At 64.7% G+C, this 20,101-nt stretch carries 23 protein-coding genes; 7 read left to right on the top strand and 16 right to left on the bottom strand.

Annotated elements, in window-relative coordinates:
* The first annotated feature begins 69 nt into the window (after positions 1–69).
* Positions 70–444, top strand: a complete 375-nt coding sequence (locus tag ACG04Q_RS01000; protein ID WP_394508931.1) for an XRE family transcriptional regulator — start codon at positions 70–72, stop codon at positions 442–444.
* A 148-nt stretch (positions 445–592) separates the two neighbouring features.
* On the opposite strand, the gene ACG04Q_RS00995 is transcribed toward ACG04Q_RS01000, so the two are convergent.
* The 11 genes from ACG04Q_RS00995 to ACG04Q_RS00945 form a co-directional block, all read right to left on the bottom strand.
* Positions 593–820, bottom strand: a complete 228-nt coding sequence (locus ACG04Q_RS00995; RefSeq protein ID WP_394508929.1) for a hypothetical protein — start codon at positions 818–820, stop codon at positions 593–595.
* Complete coding sequence (locus ACG04Q_RS00990) at positions 820–1,500, bottom strand: hypothetical protein (RefSeq protein ID WP_394508927.1); 681 nt, start codon at positions 1,498–1,500, stop codon at positions 820–822. Before ACG04Q_RS00990 ends, ACG04Q_RS00995 begins: the two co-directional genes overlap by 1 nt.
* Before the next feature lie 24 nt (positions 1,501–1,524).
* Positions 1,525–1,914, bottom strand: coding sequence for a DUF7674 family protein (locus ACG04Q_RS00985; protein ID WP_394508925.1), 390 nt, complete (start codon positions 1,912–1,914; stop codon positions 1,525–1,527).
* Positions 1,904–3,511 (bottom strand): IS66 family transposase, encoded by a 1,608-nt coding sequence (gene tnpC / locus ACG04Q_RS00980; RefSeq protein ID WP_474103958.1) that lies wholly within the window; start codon positions 3,509–3,511, stop codon positions 1,904–1,906. The genes ACG04Q_RS00985 and tnpC overlap by 11 nt, the downstream gene beginning before the upstream one ends.
* A 55-nt stretch (positions 3,512–3,566) precedes the next feature.
* A complete protein-coding gene (gene tnpB, locus ACG04Q_RS00975; protein ID WP_394508923.1) occupies positions 3,567–3,902 on the bottom strand; it encodes an IS66 family insertion sequence element accessory protein TnpB in 336 nt (111 codons plus the stop codon).
* Positions 3,899–4,264 (bottom strand): IS66-like element accessory protein TnpA, encoded by a 366-nt coding sequence (tnpA, locus tag ACG04Q_RS00970; protein WP_394508921.1) that lies wholly within the window; start codon positions 4,262–4,264, stop codon positions 3,899–3,901. Before tnpA ends, tnpB begins: the two co-directional genes overlap by 4 nt.
* A 213-nt stretch (positions 4,265–4,477) precedes the next feature.
* Entirely contained in the window at positions 4,478–5,059 is a 582-nt protein-coding gene (locus ACG04Q_RS00965) for a TetR/AcrR family transcriptional regulator (protein WP_394508919.1), read from the bottom strand.
* Between the two features lie 239 nt (positions 5,060–5,298).
* Positions 5,299–5,436, bottom strand: coding sequence for a hypothetical protein (locus ACG04Q_RS00960; RefSeq protein ID WP_394508917.1), 138 nt, complete (start codon positions 5,434–5,436; stop codon positions 5,299–5,301).
* Positions 5,437–5,499: 63 nt separating this feature from the next.
* Entirely contained in the window at positions 5,500–5,724 is a 225-nt protein-coding gene (locus tag ACG04Q_RS00955) for an abortive infection family protein (protein ID WP_394509661.1), read from the bottom strand.
* 36 nt (positions 5,725–5,760) lie between these two features.
* Positions 5,761–6,297: a hypothetical protein gene (locus ACG04Q_RS00950; RefSeq protein WP_394508916.1), complete on the bottom strand. Its 537-nt coding sequence runs from the start codon at positions 6,295–6,297 to the stop codon at positions 5,761–5,763.
* The gene (locus ACG04Q_RS00945) at positions 6,294–7,610 is read right to left on the bottom strand and encodes a YiiX/YebB-like N1pC/P60 family cysteine hydrolase (RefSeq protein WP_394508915.1); all 1,317 of its coding nucleotides are present in this window, start codon (positions 7,608–7,610) and stop codon (positions 6,294–6,296) included. Before ACG04Q_RS00945 ends, ACG04Q_RS00950 begins: the two co-directional genes overlap by 4 nt.
* Before the next feature lie 221 nt (positions 7,611–7,831).
* Between ACG04Q_RS00945 and ACG04Q_RS00940 the strand changes: the two genes are divergently transcribed.
* Complete coding sequence (locus tag ACG04Q_RS00940; protein ID WP_394508914.1) at positions 7,832–9,316, top strand: RES family NAD+ phosphorylase; 1,485 nt, start codon at positions 7,832–7,834, stop codon at positions 9,314–9,316.
* 171 nt (positions 9,317–9,487) lie between these two features.
* Here the strand turns inward: ACG04Q_RS00940 and ACG04Q_RS00935 are convergent, their stop codons facing one another.
* The 4 genes from ACG04Q_RS00935 to ACG04Q_RS00920 form a co-directional block, all read right to left on the bottom strand.
* Positions 9,488–10,036: a hypothetical protein gene (locus ACG04Q_RS00935; RefSeq protein ID WP_394508913.1), complete on the bottom strand. Its 549-nt coding sequence runs from the start codon at positions 10,034–10,036 to the stop codon at positions 9,488–9,490.
* 147 nt (positions 10,037–10,183) lie between these two features.
* Positions 10,184–11,884 (bottom strand): TnsD family Tn7-like transposition protein, encoded by a 1,701-nt coding sequence (locus ACG04Q_RS00930; RefSeq protein WP_394508911.1) that lies wholly within the window; start codon positions 11,882–11,884, stop codon positions 10,184–10,186.
* A gap of 21 nt (positions 11,885–11,905) precedes the next feature.
* Positions 11,906–12,517, bottom strand: coding sequence for a hypothetical protein (locus ACG04Q_RS00925; RefSeq protein ID WP_394508910.1), 612 nt, complete (start codon positions 12,515–12,517; stop codon positions 11,906–11,908).
* Positions 12,518–12,532: 15 nt separating this feature from the next.
* Positions 12,533–12,928 carry a helix-turn-helix domain-containing protein gene (locus ACG04Q_RS00920; RefSeq protein WP_394508909.1) on the bottom strand — a complete coding sequence of 132 codons (396 nt, stop codon included), beginning with the start codon at positions 12,926–12,928 and terminating at the stop codon, positions 12,533–12,535.
* A gap of 114 nt (positions 12,929–13,042) precedes the next feature.
* Between ACG04Q_RS00920 and ACG04Q_RS00915 the strand changes: the two genes are divergently transcribed.
* The 5 genes from ACG04Q_RS00915 (at position 13,043) to ACG04Q_RS00895 (ending at position 19,059) form a co-directional block, all read left to right on the top strand.
* Positions 13,043–13,315 (top strand): DNA-binding protein, encoded by a 273-nt coding sequence (locus tag ACG04Q_RS00915; protein WP_394508908.1) that lies wholly within the window; start codon positions 13,043–13,045, stop codon positions 13,313–13,315.
* Between the two features lie 224 nt (positions 13,316–13,539).
* A complete protein-coding gene (locus tag ACG04Q_RS00910; RefSeq protein ID WP_394508907.1) occupies positions 13,540–14,517 on the top strand; it encodes a PDDEXK family nuclease in 978 nt (325 codons plus the stop codon).
* Positions 14,514–16,604: a hypothetical protein gene (locus tag ACG04Q_RS00905; protein WP_394508906.1), complete on the top strand. Its 2,091-nt coding sequence runs from the start codon at positions 14,514–14,516 to the stop codon at positions 16,602–16,604. The genes ACG04Q_RS00910 and ACG04Q_RS00905 overlap by 4 nt, the downstream gene beginning before the upstream one ends.
* Before the next feature lie 56 nt (positions 16,605–16,660).
* The gene (locus tag ACG04Q_RS00900; protein WP_394508905.1) at positions 16,661–17,980 is read left to right on the top strand and encodes an AAA family ATPase; all 1,320 of its coding nucleotides are present in this window, start codon (positions 16,661–16,663) and stop codon (positions 17,978–17,980) included.
* 299 nt (positions 17,981–18,279) lie between these two features.
* The gene (locus tag ACG04Q_RS00895) at positions 18,280–19,059 is read left to right on the top strand and encodes a hypothetical protein (RefSeq protein ID WP_394508904.1); all 780 of its coding nucleotides are present in this window, start codon (positions 18,280–18,282) and stop codon (positions 19,057–19,059) included.
* Between the two features lie 177 nt (positions 19,060–19,236).
* Here ACG04Q_RS00895 and ACG04Q_RS00890 read toward each other — a convergent pair whose 3' ends face one another.
* Positions 19,237–19,806, bottom strand: a complete 570-nt coding sequence (locus ACG04Q_RS00890) for a hypothetical protein (protein WP_394508903.1) — start codon at positions 19,804–19,806, stop codon at positions 19,237–19,239.
* Positions 19,807–20,101: the final 295 nt, after the last annotated feature.

The raw sequence follows: 20,101 nt of genomic DNA, 5'->3' as shown, positions 1-20,101 counted from the left end.
ATTCTAAAATGCACTTGGCGCATAACTTATGATTCTACTGGTGATGTCAAATCCTTCAATGCCAGCGGCATGAAATCGGCCCGATCAGCGACCGTTGCTGCGCACGGCAGCGCGCCCGCGGTCCAGACCGTGCGCGGCCTGGTCCGCGCTGCGCGGGGCACGGCGACGCAGAAGGCGTTCGGCGAGCTACTTGGAGGGGTCGACCAGGCGCTGGTGTCGCGCTACGAGGCCGGCACCGTCGATCCGCCGTCTAAGGTGATCGAGACGTGCATGCAGCTGCTGCAGGCGCGGGAGGAGGCGCGTGAGTACTCGGCCACCGCCATCGCGCAACGCATCCAGTCGGAGCTGCAGGGTGACGAGCACGCCGAGCTGCGGCGGGCGTTCGTCTATATGCTGGATCACATGAAGCCCAAGCGAGTGGGCCGGCCTCCGAAGGCCAAGTAGGCCGCGACGCCACCTTCGCGCGCGCCCAGTACCCACCGCGCAAGGTGAGGGCTTGGATCGGGACGAGATCGGCGGGCATGGGGCATCGTGGGTGCCATGTGGATCACCACGCGATCCACCCCCAAGTGCGCCCCCCCCTGATCAGGGGCTAGTTAATCATGGGCACCTCTGATGACGCCACGTGCGCAGCCCAGGCCAGCAGGCGGGCGACCACTTCGGCGTCCGCCATTGCTCGTTCGTGCGCGGCCCACTCCCACGCCAGGCGCACTAGTTCTTCCAGCTGTTCATCGGACGCCTCGGACATCGCATCAGCCCGTCCCACGTAAGCGTTCCGCGAAGTCAGGTTGACGCCGGACGAGACAAACAGATGGCCCATCAGACAGCTGGAGGCAACTGCGAAGCGGCTGCTGAGCGCAACTCCACTGCGATGCTGGGCAGGTCAAGCTGCGCTGCGTCACGCTTAGCGATGAGCGTCTGATATGCCCGGGTTTTGCGAAGAAACTTCACTGCGAAGTAGCCCGACAGCAGAGCAAGACCCGCCATAGCGAACCGCTGCGTCACGGCGAGCGCCACGGCCAGTGCGATCGTTGCAAGCGATACGACTACCGGAGCGCGTGAAAGCCAGAGTTCGCCGGAATTCGCCTCGACCCGGAGGGTTCGGCTTACCAGCTCGTCAGGGAACTCGGTGTGGAACGCTGTGTAACGGTATTCGCCTGGTGGGATCGTTCCATCCGCTCTGATGTGGCGGTTCGGCTTGAAGCCGACAAACGTGGATTCGATGCCTCCAAAGGCCACATTGCCTTGTTCGGTGCGGAATGCCCCGGTGAGCTTGTCATCGGCGAGGCAGTAGCGCTGGAGCTCGGCCGGGATCGGTTCGTCCACATACAGGTGCAGCAGGTAGCCCCCATCGCCGCCTGTAGGGAAACGGACCAATCGGTTGGATGCCTCTAGCGCTGCGACAGTCGAATCATCTGGTCTCGCTGCAGGCAGCGCGTCGATATCGAAGAGCGCCATCTCGGCAACGTCTGTCCCACCGGGGAGGCGAAGGTGCGTCATTCAGCCAAGGCTCTCAAGTGTTGGCTACGTATTGGCATTCTTGGGAACTCCCCACATGGCCTCGTACAGCGCTCGCACCGTTCGCGCGATATGGGGCCATGCCCAAACTCGGTCCGAAACGTCGAGGTCCCACATCAGGTTCTCCGCATAGGCGACATCGACTAGAGATCGCACCGACTCAGACCCCTGGCGATGCTCTGTGGCCATGAACTCCGTATGAGCCTTGATAACTGCTTCATCATGCCGCTTGACGGCTTCGGAGGTTCTGTCAGCGAAGGCCTCGATCCAAACGAAGGTCACCTCATCAGGAGCCCATCCGCGCTCCCGCAGCCATTGATCCGTTATCAATGCCTCTTCGGGAAATCTGGTCCGAGTACGCTCCACCAGCTCTCGTGCTTCCGCATCAGCGTCCATTTCTCTCTTGCTCAGTACGTTGACGTGCAGTCTGCCACCGGTAGGGGAGGAGCTCTGTGACCCGGCTGGCCGGCTGGGTCGGCAGGCGCTCCAGCACATTGCGCAAGTAAGCGTAAGGATCGTGCCCGTTGAGCTTGGCCGTCTGGATCAGGCTCATGATGGCCGCCGCGCGCTGCCCCGCGAGCAGCGTTCCGGCGAAGAGCCAGTTCTTGCGGCCGGTGGCCCAGGGTCTGATCTGCTGTTCGTCGAAATTGTTGTCGATGGGTAGTGCGGGGTCGCCAAGGTAGCGCGTGAGCGCCGCCCAGCGGTGCAGGCTGTAGTCCATGGCCTTGGCAGTGGCCGAACCATCCAGCACCTTAGGCCGGAACTCCAGCAACCACTTGTGCAGGGCCTGCACCGATGGCGTCGCGCGCGTTCGTCGCTCTCGTAGCCGCTCTTCGGCTGGCAGGTCCTTCACTTCCCGCTCGATGCCGTAGAGCTGCCCGATGAACTCGATGGCGGTGGCCGCCAGGGTGCTCTTGTTGGCCAGGTGCAGCTCCACGAACTTGCGGCGCGCGTGGGCCATGCAGCCCACCTCGGTGATGCCGCCGTCGAGGAACAACGCCTTGTAGCCGGCGTAGTCGTCGCAAACGAGGCTGCCCTTCCAGGCGCTCCCGGTGCCGTGACCCAAGAACGACCGTGGATGCTGGCCCGAGCGGCTCTCAGTGAAGTCGTAGACCACCGCGCGCATGTCTTCGAAGGCGCCGCTGGCGTAGGCCCAGAGATAGGCCCGATGCGTCTTGCCGGTGCCGGGCGCCAGCATGGCGACCGGCGTCTCGTCGGCGTGCAGCACTGGCAGGCGCAGCAGGTCGGCCTTCATAGCGTCCACCAACGGCTGCAGGCGCACACCGCACACGCCCACCCAGGCCGCCAGCGTCGAACGTGGGAGGGCCAGGCCAGCGCGTTCGAAGATGGCCTCTTGGCGATACAGCGGCAGGTGGTCCGAGTGCTTGGCGACCAGCACATGGGCGAGCAGGCCCGAGGTGGGCAAGCCCTTGTCGATGACCTCCGCCGGCAAAGGTGCCTGGGTCAACGTGCGGCACTTGGCGCAGGCCCACTTGCCGCGCACATGGCGCTCCACGGTGAAGCTGCCGGGCGTGTAGTCCAGCTTCTCGCTGACGTCCTCGCCGATGCGCGTCATCCGGCATCCGCAGGGGCACGTCGTGTTGCTGGGCTCGTGGTGGCGCTCCACGCGCGGCAGATGGGGCGGCAACGCGGCGCGCTTGGGCCGCTCAGGCGCGGGCTCGGTGTCCTTGCGCTTGGCGGCCATCAGCTCGGCCAGCTGCGCTTCCAGGGCGGCGAGGTCGGCGTCGACCGCCTCGTCGAAGAGCGCCTTCTGCCCAGCGTCGAGCTGCTCGCTCTTCTTGCCAAACTTCACCCGGCGCAGCTGCGCCATCTCGAAGGTGAGCTTCTCGATCTTGGCGTCGCGCCACTCAATCTCGTGACGGTCGTGTGCCTGGCGATCCAAGAGCGCTTGCACCTTGGCGCCGATGTGCCCGAGCCCCGCGGCTTCCAGCGAGGCGATGTCTTCGGCACTGATGGGCGCGGCGACTGCCATGACGGCAGTGTGGAGCGTCCGCCAGCAGCGCGCATCGGCGCGAGCACCGATTGCGTCACAGCAAACGGATCGCGCCGTCGTCCTCGACGCGCTGCCACGGCAGGCCCAGCACCAGGGCCTGCAACTGAGGCTGCGTCAGAGGCAACTGCTCCAGCGTGACGTCGCGAGGCCAAACGAAACGACCCTGATGCAGGCGCCTCGCTGCCAGCCACACACCGATGCCGTCATGCACGAGCACCTTCATGCGCGTGGCACGCCGGTTGGCGAACAGGTAGGCATGGTGCGGCTTGGCGCCGCCGAAGACCTGCACGACGTGGGCCAGGGCGGTCTCGGTGCCGGCGCGCATGTCCAGCGGCGTCGTCGCGAGCCACACGGCGTCGATGCGGATCAACGCAGCAGCTCGCGCATCCAGGCTGCGCACGCATCGGCAGCGCCTGCCGGCCAGGTCACCGCAACGATGGTCGAGCCGCGGCGGACCTCGATGCGGATGGGCTCAGCGCTCGGCGTTGGCGGCGCTGGTGGCGCCGGCATCGGCAGCTCGATGAAGCCAACAGGCTTCTCGCTGACGGTGACTGCGTCAATAGGAGACAGAGTCCTCTCATGGACCCAGCGCCGCAGCAGGTTGGCGTTGATGCCATGAGCCATCGCCACAGCGGCCATCGAGACGCCCGGCTGCTGAGATGCTTGCACTGCCTGCGCCTTGAACTCGGCGCTGTGAACTCGCCGCCGGCGGCCTGGCGCTGCTTGGTCCATAGTGCGTACGTATCCATCAAGTCGTTGATGGATACGAGCATCCTAGGCACGGTTCAGCGGATCAACATGACTTGCCAGGACGCTTACCGTCCCACTACGCAAGGCCGATGACGTGGGCGGCCGGCCTGGTTCTGGCGGTCGTGGCGACGCTGACCATGGTCAGCCTGCCGGCTACACGCCCGAGACGCAGGTCAGTAGTGAGAAGGACCGGCACTACTCCGCCAGGTCCCCGAGCACGCGGCGCGCGTGACGCAGCAGGTCTTCAGAAAGCTTGGGATCGCCCTTGGCGACGGCTCTTGCAACGCTCACCGAGCCGATGAGCGCCGCGACGAGCGTCATGGCCGTCCCACGGTCTTCCGTATCACCAGAGCCGCCCGACATGCTCTCCTGGAAGATGTCGACGAGCTCCGTGAAGCCTTCAGCAAAGCGCTCGCTTACCTCCGGCCCCATACGCCCGACCTCGCTCGCCAGCGCGGTCATGGCACAGCCCGAAGCCGGATCGTCGCGATGTTCCAGCGACAGGAAATGGTCAAGTTGCCCCGACAGGCTGGGAGCCGCTGCCCCCGCACCGTCCGCGATGAAGCAATTCACGGTGTGGATGGTGTAAGAGAGCGCATCTGCCGCCAGGTCCTCTTTTGACTCGAACTTGCCGTGCAACTTGCCGTGAGACAGACCTGCGGTTTGACCGATGCGCGACACGCTGACGGCATCAATGCCGTGCCGGCGAAACAACGTACCGGCCGCTTCAAGCAGTGCCTGGAAGTTCTCCCTCGCTCGTTCTTTCTTGACCTTCATGTAGCGTTTGAGCCGGCTCCGCCCTTTTTGAACGGTGCCTTCCGGTGGCGTGCGATCGCAAGATTGTCAGCGTCCGCGTTGTTTGGGGCGGCGAGCCGCCCAGGGGCACAGGTGCTTGATGCGCCCGTAGTGGATCGGCCCGTGCGGCAGCATCTCGCGCGCTTGCCGGCCCCTTGATCAGCTGACCAGGTAGCGAGTGGCCTGTCCGACCCGTCGCGTAGGCCGCGACGCGGCTTACGCTACTCGTCGCTCAACAACTTGCGTCGTCTCGCTTCGAGGCGCTCGATCGTGCGGTTCAGCCACGGCGTGGCGTACGGCTCGCTCAGGATCAGGACACCGAGCGCCAGAACGATGGTGAGGAAGACGAAGCCGTTCATAGCTCCAGCCTAGCCCGGGCAGCGCTCAAAGACAATCGGGGCGCGGTCATGCGGAATCCAGGGCTAGATTCGCGTCTTCGCGTTGAAGTAGTGCAGCAGGCTGCGCACGCTGTTGATGACCAGCGTCGCTTCCGGCTCGGCCAGCAGTTCCTCGTTGGCGTGCGCGATGCTGGAATGGTTGCGCAGCGGGTTCAGCGCGTCGATCACGCTAGCCAGCCCCTTCATCACCTTGTCGACGGCCGCCTGGTTCGGGCCGGTCGCCGCAAAGGCCGGATGCTGGGTGCGCAGCAGCTTGTAGACATCGGTGATGCCGTCGTTGTCGCCCTACGGGAGCCCGGCCCTGCTGCCCAGCACGCGCAGGTAGGCATGGAGGGCGGTGTGCACGCGATCGACGGCGCTGGTGGAGCCCTCGGTGGACATCAGCCGCGCTGCGTCGTTCAGCGCGCGTTCCACCGTCTCCGACGTGGCTTCCAGGATGGGCGGCGCGACGGGCTGCGGCGCGTCCGAGCTGTCGAGCTCCAGGGCCACGAACTGCACGTGCTCGCCGGTCACCTCCTGCACCGCCCGGGCGATGACGGACGCCGACTCCTTTGCCTGGATGTCCTGGGCCAGGTCCAGGTCGCACACGTAGTTGTCCATCGGCAAGCGCTGGTACAGCAAGCAGAACTCGTCGCAGAAGCTGTTCGTTCCGCGCCGCAACTCGAAGTCCCGAGACTCCAGGAACTGCGCCACCAGCTCGCTGCCCTTGAGCCTGAGCAACTGCACGGCCTTGGCCTTCAGGCGCTGCCAGTCGCCCGGTGAGAAGCGATCATCCAGCAGCTCGATCTCTGTGGAGCCGCTGCCGAAATAGAGCTGGATCATGGCGTTCCCTCCGCTGGCCCGCCAGCTGTAGCGCCGTCGGCACCCGCCGTCCCGGGCAGCGGCGTCATGGGCTCGTCGGGCGAGCGGATCTCGTAGCAGTCCTCGCACAAACGGATGGTCCCGGGTCCAGCCGGTGCCGGATGCACGAGCAAGTAGTCGCACGCGGGATCGTCGCCACAGACCGTGCAGACCTCGGCGCTGCCGGCGGCCTCGATCGTGATCTGCGTCATGCCTGCCTGAACGGGATCCCAGCTGCGCAGCGATTCGAACCACTCGGGCGTGTGCGGGCGAGGCCGGATGTGCGCGGTCTTTTGCATGTAGCCGTGCTTCACCAGCCAGTCGGCGGCCGTCTTCACGCGCTGCAGATGCTGCGCCGCGACGTTGGAATAAAGCTCCATCTTCAACCTGAAGTATTCCAGCCCAAACTCGGCGTGCAAGGTCCGGTAGCCCGCCCGATTGAAGACGAAGCGGTTCGTGCCGATCGTCTCGTCGCTGATAACGCCCAGGCAGTACTGATGCATGCCGGCGTGCGGCAGACGGTCCATCTCGCGAACGCTGTACTGCCAGGGGTGGCGGATTTCTTCGCCGCGCCACACATCAAGGTAGCCCGAAGAGATCAAGACCTGGCACAGCGCAGCGTCGGCCTCAGGGTGCGACTGCAGATGCAGGTCGATGTCGTTCAGCGTGTCGATGCCGGGCGCGACCTTACGCGCGCCGGCGATGAGGTCGTTGGTGACGTCGCGCATCAACTGGGTGCGGTCGACGCGGGAGGCCAGCGCTTCTTCTTCGGCCGGGGTGAGCTCGCGCAGCGCGTCGTGGATCTCGACCAGCAAAGGGCTTTGCAGTAGTTCGGCGGGCGTGCACCGGTCGGCATCCGGCACGAGCTGGATCCCCGCGGCGCGGTAGGCCTGAGCGACCAAGCGTGAGCAGAACTGGTGCCGGGTGATCCTGCCCTTTTTGAGCAGCGCCTGCACCGCACCCACCTTGGTGTACGGCATGGAGATCTGTTCGCGGGCGTATCGGATCAGCGTCTGCAGCTGCTCGGGCGTCACCGGCGCGGGCAGGCGCAGCAGGTGAAATGCGCAACCGGGCTCGATCACCATCCATTGCGGATTGCGGGCGTGGACGCCATCGCCGGTGGAGTCGATGATGCTGCCGTCTGCGACGCACAGCATCGCGTGCGAGATGTCGGCGCTGGTGACCTTGCGGATCGTGGCGCTGAGCTTCGCGGGAGTCGTCGTGAGGACGATGTCGCCGGGCAGCAGTACGCCGTTCTTGATGAATCGGCGCGCGGGGCTTCCGGGTGTCGTCATGGGCTGGTGCAGCGGAATGCCTGTTATTTTCGGTCAGCGGCCTCCCGGAGTCGGCTGGTGGGGCGTGTTGTGATGGCTAGGTATCTCAGCATAAGTACTAGCGTTTGCGACAGCGCCGCGGGCGTCGCCGCCGCCGGGTCGTGGATTCCGCAAAATAAGCGCACAAGCAAACGCGTCAGACCTGATGGCAGGAGGCGCGATGGGAGAAAGAGATCACCGAAATGTCCCTGGACGACGACGATACCGACCGCTGCCTTTGCCATGCATGCGTCCGAGAGACCTACCTCGCGCGGGAGATCCAGTGCACCGGCGACCGGATGAGGTGCAGCTTCTGCGACGAGATCAGGCCGGCGCTGACCCTGGAGCAGCTCGCCGACCGCATCGAGAAGGCCTTCGACGATCACTACGTGCGGACCTCGCCGAATCCCGACTCGATGCAGCAGCGCATGCTGGCCGACAGGGAGTCGGACTACGAATGGGACCGCGATGGCCAGCCCGCCGGTGATGCGATCCAGGAAGCGGCAGGCATCGACGAAGAGCCCGCGCTTGAGATCCTGGGCATCCTGACCGAGCGCCATGTCGATTTCGAAGCCGCGACGATGGGCGAGGAATGCGAGTTCGACAGCGAGGCGCACTACGAGTTCAAAGACTCGGACGCCAGCGCCTGGCGCGCGGCCTGGCAGCAGTTCGAGCACAGCCTGAAAACCGAGGCGCGCTTCTTCAGCCGCTCTGCCGGCGATCACCTGGCGTCGGTCTTCAACCGCATCCACGAGCTGAGCTCGCACGGCGGCGGCTCGTTGGTCGTTGAGGCTGGACCAGGGCAGCGAATTCACCGCCTGTCCCGGGCGCGAGTGTTCTACGTCGACGAAGAGATAGAGCAAGCCATCGCGCATCCCGACGCGCAACTGGGTTCGCCGCCAGCCAGGGTGGCCAAGGCCGGGCGCATGAATGCCCAGGGCATTTCGGTGTTCTACGGCGCGACCAGTTCCGCGGTGGCGCTGGCCGAGGTGCGTCCCCCCGTGGGCAGCCGGGTCGTCGTCGCCGAGTTCTCCATCATCCGCCCGGTCCGCCTTCTCGACCTGACGGCGCTGACGTCGGCGCAGGACCTGGGCAGCATCTTCGATCCGACATTCAAGAGCCGGCTGGAGCGGGTTGCCTTCCTGCGCACGCTGGGGCGGCGCATGGCGCGCGCGGTGATGCCAGGCGATGAAGCGATCGACTACCTGCCGACCCAGGCCGTGGCTGACTTCCTGGCGACGATGAACGAGCCGCCGCTGGACGGCATCGTGTTTCCCTCGGTCCAGGCGGGCGATGCCGAGGGACTCAACGTGGTGCTGTTCCACCATGCGTCTTCCGTCGAGCCGATTCAGCTGCCGCCCGGAACGCGGCTGGAGGCAAGCACCCACATGGAAACCGAGGACGGGCCCGAGCCTCACTACACCGTTGCAGAGGTTCTCCCTGCCGCGCTCGTGCCACCGAGTCCCCCTGCAGGCCAGCTAGAACTGGTGGACTTCCTTTTCGATCCCCTCAACGCGGCCGAACCGATTCCGCCTCGACTGCTCCAGTCGCGAGCCCCGGCGCTTCGGGTCGATCCCCAGTCCGTGACGGTTCATGAGGTCCAGTCCGTGGCGATCAATGCGCCGGCGGAGCACGTGCATCGCTTCCGAAGCCACAGGCACTGGTCGCCAGATGACGGCTCATTCTAGGTAGAGCGATATCGAGACGGGCCAACTCGATCATGTTGGTGGCGATGCGCTGGCTCTCCAGGGCACCCTCGGTAGGCTTCTTCTCCGGATTGCGCGCAGCCTGCACCAGGCGGGCGCGCTGCACTTCTTTTGAACGAACAGGGAAGGAAGGGCCTTGCCGCGCACAGAGGGCTACGTTCGCAGCTTGCGTTGCTCGGGCCCCAGATACTTGTCGACCAAGGCGTTGATGTTGAGGCTGAACCCGAAGATCCCGGGCTTGAGCCCAAGGATCTGATTGGCGGCACGAAGGTTGGAAACGAACATCCCGCCCTTCTTGCCCTTGAGCTCGACCGACAGTGCACCGAGCGAGTCGACGAACTCGGAAAGCCGGTGCTCCCGCATGGCGTTCAAGAGCGCCGACAGCAGCGCGTCGGCGAATGCCGGATCGGCGTCGTCGGGCAGGCGCAGCGGCAGGATGAAAACCGGCTTGTCCGTGGTCTGCAAGGCCCCCTCGCAGATCACGAGGCAGGTGGCTTCGTGGAAAAGATTCTCCAGCGGTCCCAGCTGGTCGGTGTGGTCTGCGAGGAAGTTGAACAGGTCCGACGTGAAATCCCCCGGCCCGCGAACGATGACGGCGTCGACACCGGAGCTCCTGGCGAACCCGTCAAAGAAGCGGTCTATCGCGGCGGTGTGCGAACCACCGGCGGACGAGTCGAGCAGGTACGTGTAGTACTGGTACATCCCGACAGGCACTGACCTGAGCCGACTGACATACATGCCCATCACGATCGTCCTCCGCGCTCACCCATGCACGGTGCATGCAGTGTCGAAGCCACTGGGCAGCTTCGTCATCCAACCGATTGACGAGGTCCGCTTGCCGTCGGAGCGCTAGCCGGTGCTGGCTTTGCCCACCACGGCGAAGACCGCCGCGCGCGTGAGCGGCATGCGATCCAGCCTGAGGATCTTGGCCTTGAGTTCCGGGATTCGCTGGTAGAGCTGGGACAGCCTGACGTGGTGAACGCCTTGCATCTCGACCATCTGCAGCGCGGCCTGGCGCACCTGGTCGGCGAACTGCCGGTCCCGCGCGTCCCAGTTCACGCGGGCCGGCGGCACGCGCACCGCCCGCGCCATCTCGGCGGTGTTCTCGGCCAGCCAGTCGCGGTCGTTGCGATAGAGCCAGGCGTACGCCGCCGGCTCGGCCATGCGCGCGGCCTTCACGCCAGACAGTGGGTTCGCCGCCGTGATCCGCGCCCAAACCCTGCGGTTGCGGCGCCTGGCGTTCTCGAAGCCGGCTTGGCGCCAGGCCTCGTGCAAGCCCACCTCAGTCCTTAGAAGCGTCGTTACCGTCTGCAGCGAGACCTCGCCGTACGCCGCGGCCTCCTCTTTGGCGATGCCCTTGCGCAGCAGCGCGATGAGCCGGTCCCTCAAGTCGCCCTTGAGCAACTTCGGCCGCCGCGGCGTGGCGAGGCCGGCGGCCGCTGCCCACACCATGCCCGTGGTCGTGTCGATGCCCACCTCCCTCGCGGCGGCCGACGTTGAGCGTCCGGAACTGATGAGAGCCACCAGGCGCGCGCGGCGCGGGTCATCCTGCAGCTGAGCCGTGGGCGGCGGTGCCGGTGCAACGGTGTCGTTGCCTCCCGCCCCCATGCGGGCCAGCAGGTCCTGGAGGTCATCGAACAGCCAGGCGGCGAGCGCCGCCCGTCTCAGCGGATGAACGCCGGCCGACCGGGCCGAGATTTGCCGTGCTATTTCGGCATAGGCTTCATCGCTCGACGCGGGCAGTTGCCCCATCTGCTCCAAGGCGAGCAACGGCCTCAGGAACTCAGCGTATGCGTCGCCGGCGGCGACGCGCCGTAGGCGCTGCGCGGTGCCCGCCAGCAGGCCCCGGTCCGCCAGCGCAGCACGAAGCGCCTGGCCCATCCGGTGGGTCGAGATCCGCAGACCTGGCTTGGCCACCAGGCCTGCAACCATGCGTGCGAGTTGCATGACGCTGGCCGGTGGCGACGCGGCCGGCGCTGTGAGGAACTGCGACGGCGCCGGCAATAGCCAGCTGAACCTGCCGACCCCGGTCGCCTTAAGGTCAGAAGCCTGCAGCCAGGACCCGTGACGGCGGCAGACCCAGACGCCTGGCAGCTGGTGCTCGCGATGCCAGTACGGGGTGATGTGCTGCAAGGTGTCTTCCTGCATGCAAGCGCGGCAGGCCTTCAGCGGGTGGTTGGCCCTGAACCGACTGGTCAGCAAACCAAGCTGGAACTTCAGCCGGCCTGACGAACTCTGCGCCGCGGCGCTGCGGGTCGCGTCGACCATCTCCGCGCTGGCGAAGCGCAGGTATAGCGGCAGCACGGTGTGCTTCTCCACGATGCTCATTGCCGTGCCCAAGGCGTCCCCAGCCACGCAGAGGAAGTGGTCGAGTCGGGCGGGGAAGTCATGGGCGCAGCCTTGCCTCGGGTGCCCGAAGAGCTGGCTGCATGTTGTCGAAGGCAGCTTGTTGCCGCTCGCTGCGTGGTAGCGGCTGCATAGGCTGAACAGGGTCTCATCGGGCAGCCAGCGTTGCGGCAAGCCAAGCTGAAAGGAGTCCAGCGTCGTCACCACAGCGTAGAAGCGTTCGAACTATCGAACGCGCCGGATGTGCGTCCCGGCCTGGGCGGCCTTGCGGTGCAGCGCGGCGTCGCGAATCGCCTGGGCCCGCAGGGCTTCCTTCGCAGATCTCTCGATCTGCCAGGCACCCACACCGATCAAGAGGATGGAGAAGCCGCCCCACATCAGCCTGAAAAACGATCCTCCACCGGGCAGCCCCGCGCTGAAGACGCAGATGCAGAAGCACGCCAGCACAAGCATGCTGATACCGAAGTGCCTGCGACGGCGGGCGACGGCCAACGTCATGGCATCCAGCGCTTCGCCCAGCGCGCCACGATCGGCGTCCGCCTGGAGGGCAGTGTGACGGTGCAGCTCATCCTTTACTGCCCGGTCGATCAGCCAGGCGCCGGTGGTCAGCAGCGCGATAGCCACAGCGCACACGACAAGCATGCCCGCCGGGCCGACTTGCCCGGCCAGCAGTCCTAGGGCAGCGATGCTAGCGCTGGCGATCGCCATCAACGAGATGCCCACGATGCGACGTCGGCGGGCCGCTTCCTCAGTGCGCACATCGGGCGGCGGCGCCACCACGTCGTGCAGCGCTTCGTCCAGCAGCGCATCGATCGACCCCAGGGCTTCTCGATCCACAGGCGGCTGCATCGATCAGGCGGCCATGAAGAGGGTCTCGCTGAGCGCGACCTCGTCGATCCGATCCTGCGACGCGAAATTGAGATAGAGGTGCTTGACGACGATTGCCTTCTTCTCGGGCGTCAGCGTGATGTCGCGTGACCGCGCCCAAGCGTCCACGCGGTCCGAGATGGCCAGGCACAGCTCCCAGTTCAGCAGTCGGCCGGCAGCCGTGGCGCCGGGTTCGCCGGTCAGAACCTTGAGCACGTCGAATCCATGCGATCCCAGCTCAAGCAGGCGCTCGGCCGCCAGGGACGACTGATCCGTTTCGATCATGCCGACGGCGCTGCGGCTAACCTTCAGCAGGTCAGCGAGCTGCTGCTGCTTGAGCTTCAGCCGCTTTCGCTCTGCCGCGAGACGAAATCCGAACATGTATGCGCATCCTTGGAAAGCCTAACCATTGTCGACCAATGGCGACGGATGGCAATATAGATGATTAATGTCACCCACGTTGACATTTGACGGCTTAGCTGTGACGATTCAAGCATGACCACCCTTCGAACCCCCATCGAGGCGCGTGCGTGGCTCCGGCGTCACGGCGTGACGATCAGCAAGTGGGCACGCGCCAACGGCTTCAAGCCGGCCATCGTGGCCGCGCTACTGGCGGGCAGGTCCCAGGGCAACTGGGGAGAGGCGCACCACGCCGCCGTCGCCCTCGGGTTGCGTTCGCCTCCTGAGGACGGCGAAGAACATCCTCTGGCAGGTACGCCCCGCGCGCCAGCTCAGGCTGTCGCTCACGGAACAAGGAGCGCCCCATGACTTGACCCACACCCAAGAATCCGTGGGACAAAAGCACCACGCCCCTGAACCTCGGCAAAGGTTCAGGGGCGTGTTTGGAATGTGCGAGCAGACTTTGGTAAGCGCCTGCCTGTACTTTCTGACAAAGCGCCACTTGTGTCAATCCGGCCCCGCTGGGCCGGAAGCGCTGTCGTGCTGTCCCGATCCTAGCCCCGCCGGCCCTCGGCCGGCCCCAGGAGACAGCTATGGCAGATCTCAAATTATCGGAAGCAAGGCTCACCGAGATCCTTCGGCGTCAGAACCCGCCCACCTTCGGCACAGGCTACGAGCCGTCGATCAAGGCGTGCCGTGAGGAGGCGCCCGCGGGGTCGCGCTTTGCGCAGGTCTGGTCGGAACTGCTCGGACGGGAGGTGCACACCCTGTCCACGCCGGAGCGCGCCTTCCTGTCGTTGCTCTTGTACTGCGAATGCGGACTCTTTGAGCTGCAAGAGCAGCGCATGCTGCCGTTCTCGCCGGCGGCGCACCCACTTGAAGGGCACCCCCGGGCTATCGGCCTGTCGCTCAAGCAATTTCGCGGGACGTTGATGGTCGCCAACGAGCTGCATCATCTTTCGTTCCATCCCTTCATCACACTGAACAAGGACGGCGCCGCCAGCAATGCACCGGGCTGCTGGGTCGGGGACTACCTTGGCTTCTTCATCGATGCTCAAGGGGCCTTCTGCCTGAACTTCAACATCAAGGAGACGCGCACTGAGTTCACCGTGCCCAGCTACGGCGTGACAGTCAAGACCAGGTTGTCGCAGGCCACGGCGCGAAACACGGCGCGGCACGAGGTCGAGAAGCAGCTCTACGCGGACATCGACATCCGCACCATCGAAGTGGCCACCGAGGAGATTCCCTCGATCCTCGTCGCCAACCTCCTGGAGTTGCTGCGCTGGCAAAAGCATCGCCACGCGCTGACGCCTGAGCAGGAGCAGGCCGTGCTCGATGCCTTCAACGAGGGCCTCGAGGTCGGCGCCTCGCCGCTGGAAGTGATCGCGGCGGTCGAGCTCGACCAGCGCGTCTCCATGTACGACCAGAGGATTGTCCTGATGCAGGGCGTCTTCCACAGGAAGGTGCGCCTCGACCTCTTTGACAGCCACATCTTCATCGACAAGCCCATGGTCCCGGAACGGCAAGACGCCAGGGAGGTGTTCGGCCACTGGTTTCGGAGGGAAGCATGAGCATCGCCGCCGGAACACCCATCGTTGCGCCGAAGGGCTTCAAGAACCTCGCAGCCGGCGTCACCTACTACTTCCTCCGCAGCAGCCCCAAGACCGAACGGGTCACGCTGGTGGATTTCGTCGTCAGGCCGCCGAAAGAGGTGGTCTATGCCAAGGCAAAGATCCCCAAGAGGACGGTCGCGCAGCTGCCGCTGCCCGTGTTGACGCGTCTTCTGCGCAGCGACTGGGAGGATGCCATCTGGGCCGGCAAGGTGCTCACCGGCGATAGGAAGTCGATGCCGCCTTGGCTGGAGGGGCTCGAGGGCGTCGATCTCGTCGCATTGGATGCAGCTCGCAAGGACGTGGTGAAGTCCCATCAGGACCGGGTCGATGGGAAGGTCTTCAGCATCCACGCGCTGGTCAACGACGCCGAGAACGTTCTCGACAACGACGAGCCCGAGAAGCTCATCAATCGCCATGCTCGCAACCAGATGCCGCCTCAGAACGAGACGCGGCTGCGGCTCAACTTCTTCGTCTACATCGCCTTCGGTCGCAACCGAAACGCACTGCACTACCCGACCCACCAGATCGGACATTGGGACCGACTGAGCGCCGAGCACGCGAATGACGCTAAGCGCGGTGCCCCAGGCGTCAAGGGCGCCGAGCACGGCTACAACGCGACCGCTGAGATGGTCGAGAAGATCAAGAGCTCATACGCGCGCCGCGCCGAAGTGGGCGCCACAGACGAAAAAATCTACGAAGACGCGCTGACGCACGACTTCGGCTGCAAGACCCGCTGGTTCAAGCGGGGGCACGAGGAGACGCTCGATTGGTACCACCCCCTCGGTGAGCCCTTCCCGCAGAAGGGTGCCTACTTCTACTACGTCAACAAGTTCTTCCGCCCGCATCTCGTCCAAGCGACGCGTCTTGGCAGGAACCGCGCGCGCTCGAAAATCAAGCCATTCCTCGGCACGTTCACCGAATCGGCCTGGAACCTGCTGCAGCGCGTCGAGGCCGACGCGTACTTTGTGGTCGATCTTCCGCGCGGCTACATCGAGGGCAGCGATCTGCCGCCGCTGGCCGTCGTCGTGTGCCGGGACACCGCGTCCGGAAAGAAGGTGGGGATCGGCTTCAGCCAAGGCGGAGAGACGGGGTCCGCCTATCGGATGGCCAAGTTCTGCATGGCCATTGGGCTCGAGGCATTCGCACTGCTGCTGGGCCTCAGGATCAAGGACAGCAGCAAGGGGTTGTCGCCCCACGAAATCACCGACAGAGGGCCGGGCGCTACGTCCACGGCGCTGTCGCGTGATCCCGCTTTTCGTCCGGTGATCCGCGAAGGGACCCAGTCGCACAGCGGGCAGGCCAAGGCTATCGTCGAGACCTCGAACCCAAAGACACCTTCCGATGACGAAGCACCTTCCTTCCGAAGGTCTGGGCTGACGGTGATCGAGCTGGCCTGCCGCGAACTGGGCAAGCTTCTCGAATTCAACGAGGCCACCAATGTCGCAAGCCGGGTCGATCCTGAGCTCGAACACAAGGTGCCCAGGCTGAGCCCGAACGGCATCTGGGAAGCTCTCGACTCGGTGGGGCGCAACGATGCGGTGCTGGTGGCATTCGAGGAGGCCGTGCGCGCGTATCTCGACCTCGTCCCTGCGGTGCTGACGCGCGGCGGCTTGATGGTTGCAGGCCGCAAGTACTACTCCAAGGCGGACGCCTTCCAGGAGGCGCTGGGTTCCGTGGCGGAGAAGCAGGAGACGGAGGTGAAGGTCTACGTGCTGTCCTGCTGCCTTCGGCATGTCTGGTTTGAGTGGAATCATCACCTCATCCAGCTCGACGTTCGGTACCCCATCGCGGTGTCGCGGCTGGTGAAAGACATGTCGCTGGCCGAGGCGCTGGAGTACCACCAGCACATGGCTGCGCGCATCGCGGCCCACGACAACCACCGGCGGGCAGCCCATGCCCACATCGAGGAAGACTTCAAGGCGCAGACTGGCATGTCGCTGAACTCCGGCACGCGCACGCGCGGCCGGCCCAAGCGCGGTGGTGCCGCTGCTCGTCAGGAGGCCAAGGAGGCCAAGGAGACCGCGGCAGGACGGCAGGCCGCATGAGGTGCGTCGATGCTTCGACGTGGACCAGGCCGTATGAAGACGCGCTCCAGCCAGGCGTGATCAAGGCGCGCGGGGAGACGCGCGGAACTGCGCTGGGTGATCTTGCTGCACTGGATATCGAAGGAGCCTGCTTCGCCATGGGCATGGCGCTCAAGGCGGTCGTCCTTGTCACCGAACAGGGAGAAGCGATCATCAAGGGCCAGATCCAGCGGGCACTGGCGCATGCCGAGGCGGTCTACAAGGATCCGCGCGCTGCGCTGAAGGCCGCGTACAACGGCTTGGCGGCGGAAGATGGTGTCGTGCCGACGCTCATCACGGGCCCCGCTGGCGTCGGGAAATCGGCGATGCGGACCGCCCTCAAAAGGACGTTGCTCGATCAGGGAATGATCTGCATCGACGAGACGCACCCACCCGTTCCGCACGTCGCGTTTGCCGAGTGCGTCGTCAAGCAGCAGTCGAGCCTGTCGGGCGTCCTGCGCACGCTGGCCAGCCCGGAGATTGCCGCCGGGCACGTGAAGGTCAGCCAGGCAGAGATGCCCCAAAGATGCTCGAGGTGGCTCCGGATGTGCGGCACTTGCTTGTTTGGCGTGGACGAGACGCAGTTCATGGCCCAGTCAGAGAGTGCTTCCGCGCTGGTCACCAAGGTCCTGCTGGGTCTGGCGGAGTTGCAGGTGCCGTGGTTCGTCATCTGCAACTATTCCCTGATCTGGAAGCTGCGGAACCGTCGACCCGCTGAGGCGCAGCAGCGGCTGCTCGCAGATCCGGTTGTCCTTCTTCCTGATGCGCCGCAGTCGGCGGATTGGCAGCGTCTGCTCGAAGAGTACCAGGTGGTCCTTGGACCCGCGGCTGGATTCAAGCTGATGGACCATCCCATCGAGCTGTGGAACTACTGCGCTGGCCTGAAGCGCAAGCTGCGTTCGCTGGTGGTGTTGGCCTATCGAAAGGCTCGTTCAGACGGCGCCAGCGTGATGCGGTGGGATCACGTGATCAAGGCCTTTGAATCTGACAAGTACTCGGTCGCCCGAGAAGACGTCAACCGGCTGATCGCTTGCGCAGGTCAGTCTGGAGTTCTTCGCCTGGACTTGCGGTGTCCGTTCGACGGCCCCGAGATCCGGAACAAGACCGAGGTGTACGCAGCGAAGCTGCGTGAGGCGCGGCGGGAGACCGTTTCGAACGCCGCGATCCTCGCCTCTATGAATGCGCAGGAGCGTCGCGCGGTGGAGGAGATTCAGAAAGCCGCGGAGCCGCCTGCACCTTCCGGGAAAGTCGTGCATCTTGAGCGGCCGAAGCGACAGCGGCGGACGCTGGACAGCCTGCTCGAAGCGGGGCAGGACTTCATGGCCAGTCGGCCCAAGAAACAAGGCGCGAAGCGCTAGTTCTTTGCCGAGGCGGCAACAAGCCGGCCTCTGCCTTCGCGCAGCGCCCCAGATGATGGTTGGCATTGCCCCGGACTTCGGCAACAAGGAAACGGAGCTTGAGCAGACATATGGACTACTCGTTTAGCAGCCTATCTGAGCGCATCAGTACTCCGGCGAAGCTGCCTCGCGTATCGATGACTCTTCCACGACCGCTCGAATCAGAGGGTGAGCTCGCACTCGGGCATCTCGGACGGGTCAGAAAGTGGTGCGAAATATCCGGCTCCCTAGAGCAGACAGCCATTGCAGTGCAGCGCAGAGTGTCGGATCGCCTCGGCGTCGCAATGAGCTGGCCCAGCGCGGTAGCGCACGGATGTGAAATCGATGCGCACGACTACGTCGCCAGGCACTCGATGCTTCCGTTTAGCGAGTGCGTCGACAGCGTGAACCAGCCCGAGCGTATCCACGCGTATGGCTGGCCCGAGTCGTTCCACAACAGCCTGCTCGCCGCGCCAATGAAGCAGGCCGTGTTCTGTCGCCGCTGCGTGGAAGTTCAGCTTGAGCAGCGCTCATTTGCGGTGTGGCGCAGGCTCGATCACCTGCCGTATCGGTTCAGATGCGCCGTGCATGACATCCCCTTGCTGCGCGCACGCAGCGGTGGTGCCCATGCAGAGGACCCGGCAGCGATTCTCGAATCGGGCGACTGGGTGCCCATAGCGGCTGAGGCCGCATGGCTGGAATCAGAGGCTGTGCAGCGGCTGGACTCGATATCGGAGGCGCTGTTGCGGGCAGGCATCCGATGGCCGCGCCATCGGGTGTGGGCGCGGCTTAGACAGCGTGCGCGAGGGCGCCACATCAAACTAGCGAAGAAGTCCGGCGGCGAACTCCTATCCGACGAGATCTGCACGACATTCCCGTCGAGCTTCTTGGCCCACAGGTTCCCTAGCTTTCGCAAGAAGGTGCGTGGTCTTGGGATTGGTGCCGTCGACGGGGTGCTTTACAGCAAATATCAAGCCCTTTCACCGCACCTCAGCCTGGCTCTGGCCGTGCTGTACCCGTCAGCCCGGAGCGCGCTGCGGGACCTTAGTGCGCCGCTCTGACCGTTCCAAAGCAAAAAGGAAACCACGACTCAGCTGGCGGGACCACGTGATCTCTGTACCAATGCCCTCGTCCTGAGCCCTCGGTCCCTGGGAAATCAGGTTGATGGATTGATCGCACAACGTTTACGTCCATGTGGCAACCGTTGAAAGTCAGCGTTGTGCTAGATGGTCGGACGGCTACTGAATGCGTTGCAGGTGCCTACCGGCCTTCGCCGTTTGCCTGCTCAGATCCGCCTCCAGCATTGCCCGCGCACGTGCCATCTCTTTGATGGCTCGCAAGCGATGCAAGGTGCCCACCCAAATGACCGAGGCTGTGAAGACGGCCCACATCACGCTATCCAACGGCTTCTTGTGCGGAACTGGCATTGCCATGACGCATAAACAGAATGCGCCCAAGACCAGCATGCCGTTGCCATACTTCTGCTGACGGCGAATCTCAATCGGCGAGCGGACACCAAGGGTTCCGGCCAACGCACGGTGAACGTCGTCAGCCAGACGACGTCGATGGTTGCGCAGTTCTTCGCTGATAGAGCGATTGATCAGCCATCCACCTGCACCCAGCAGGACGAATGCTGTCGCCGCGAGCACGAACCGCACAGCCACCAGGTCCGGCACGACAGGGAAAAGGGCAGCCGTGACGCCAGAGATAGCCGCGAGCCCCAGCAGTGTCGTTCCCATCATGGATCGGCGACGGATCCGGCGCTGAGCCAGAACATCAGGCTTCTCGGTCAGGATCTCATGGAGCACGTCATCTAGTAGGCGCCCAATCTGATGTTGTATCTGTCGGTCCATGGGTGTCCTATCCGTGCGCTGGTGCCTTATGGCAACACGTCCATTCATCAAAAAATAACGGAAAAGCAGGCCGGATAACGTTGTTCGACTCTGCTGTGAGCAGCTTCCGGAGAGGCTTCAGCGATGGCTGGGCCATGTGGCGCTGGCTGTTCGCCGCGCGGGCCAAGCTTATCCGGAGCGCCGCTTTCGCATTGGCACGGGTCGCCGGTCGTGATGTGCATCGCGATTGAGTGATCCGAAGGCCCCGCGC

The organism is Pelomonas lactea (genome assembly GCF_043555885.1).
Taxonomy (GTDB): Bacteria; Pseudomonadota; Gammaproteobacteria; order Burkholderiales; family Burkholderiaceae_C; genus Pelomonas; species Pelomonas lactea.
The sequence above is the reverse complement of the archived record's forward strand: the minus strand, read 5'-3'. Positions and strand labels throughout refer to the sequence as shown.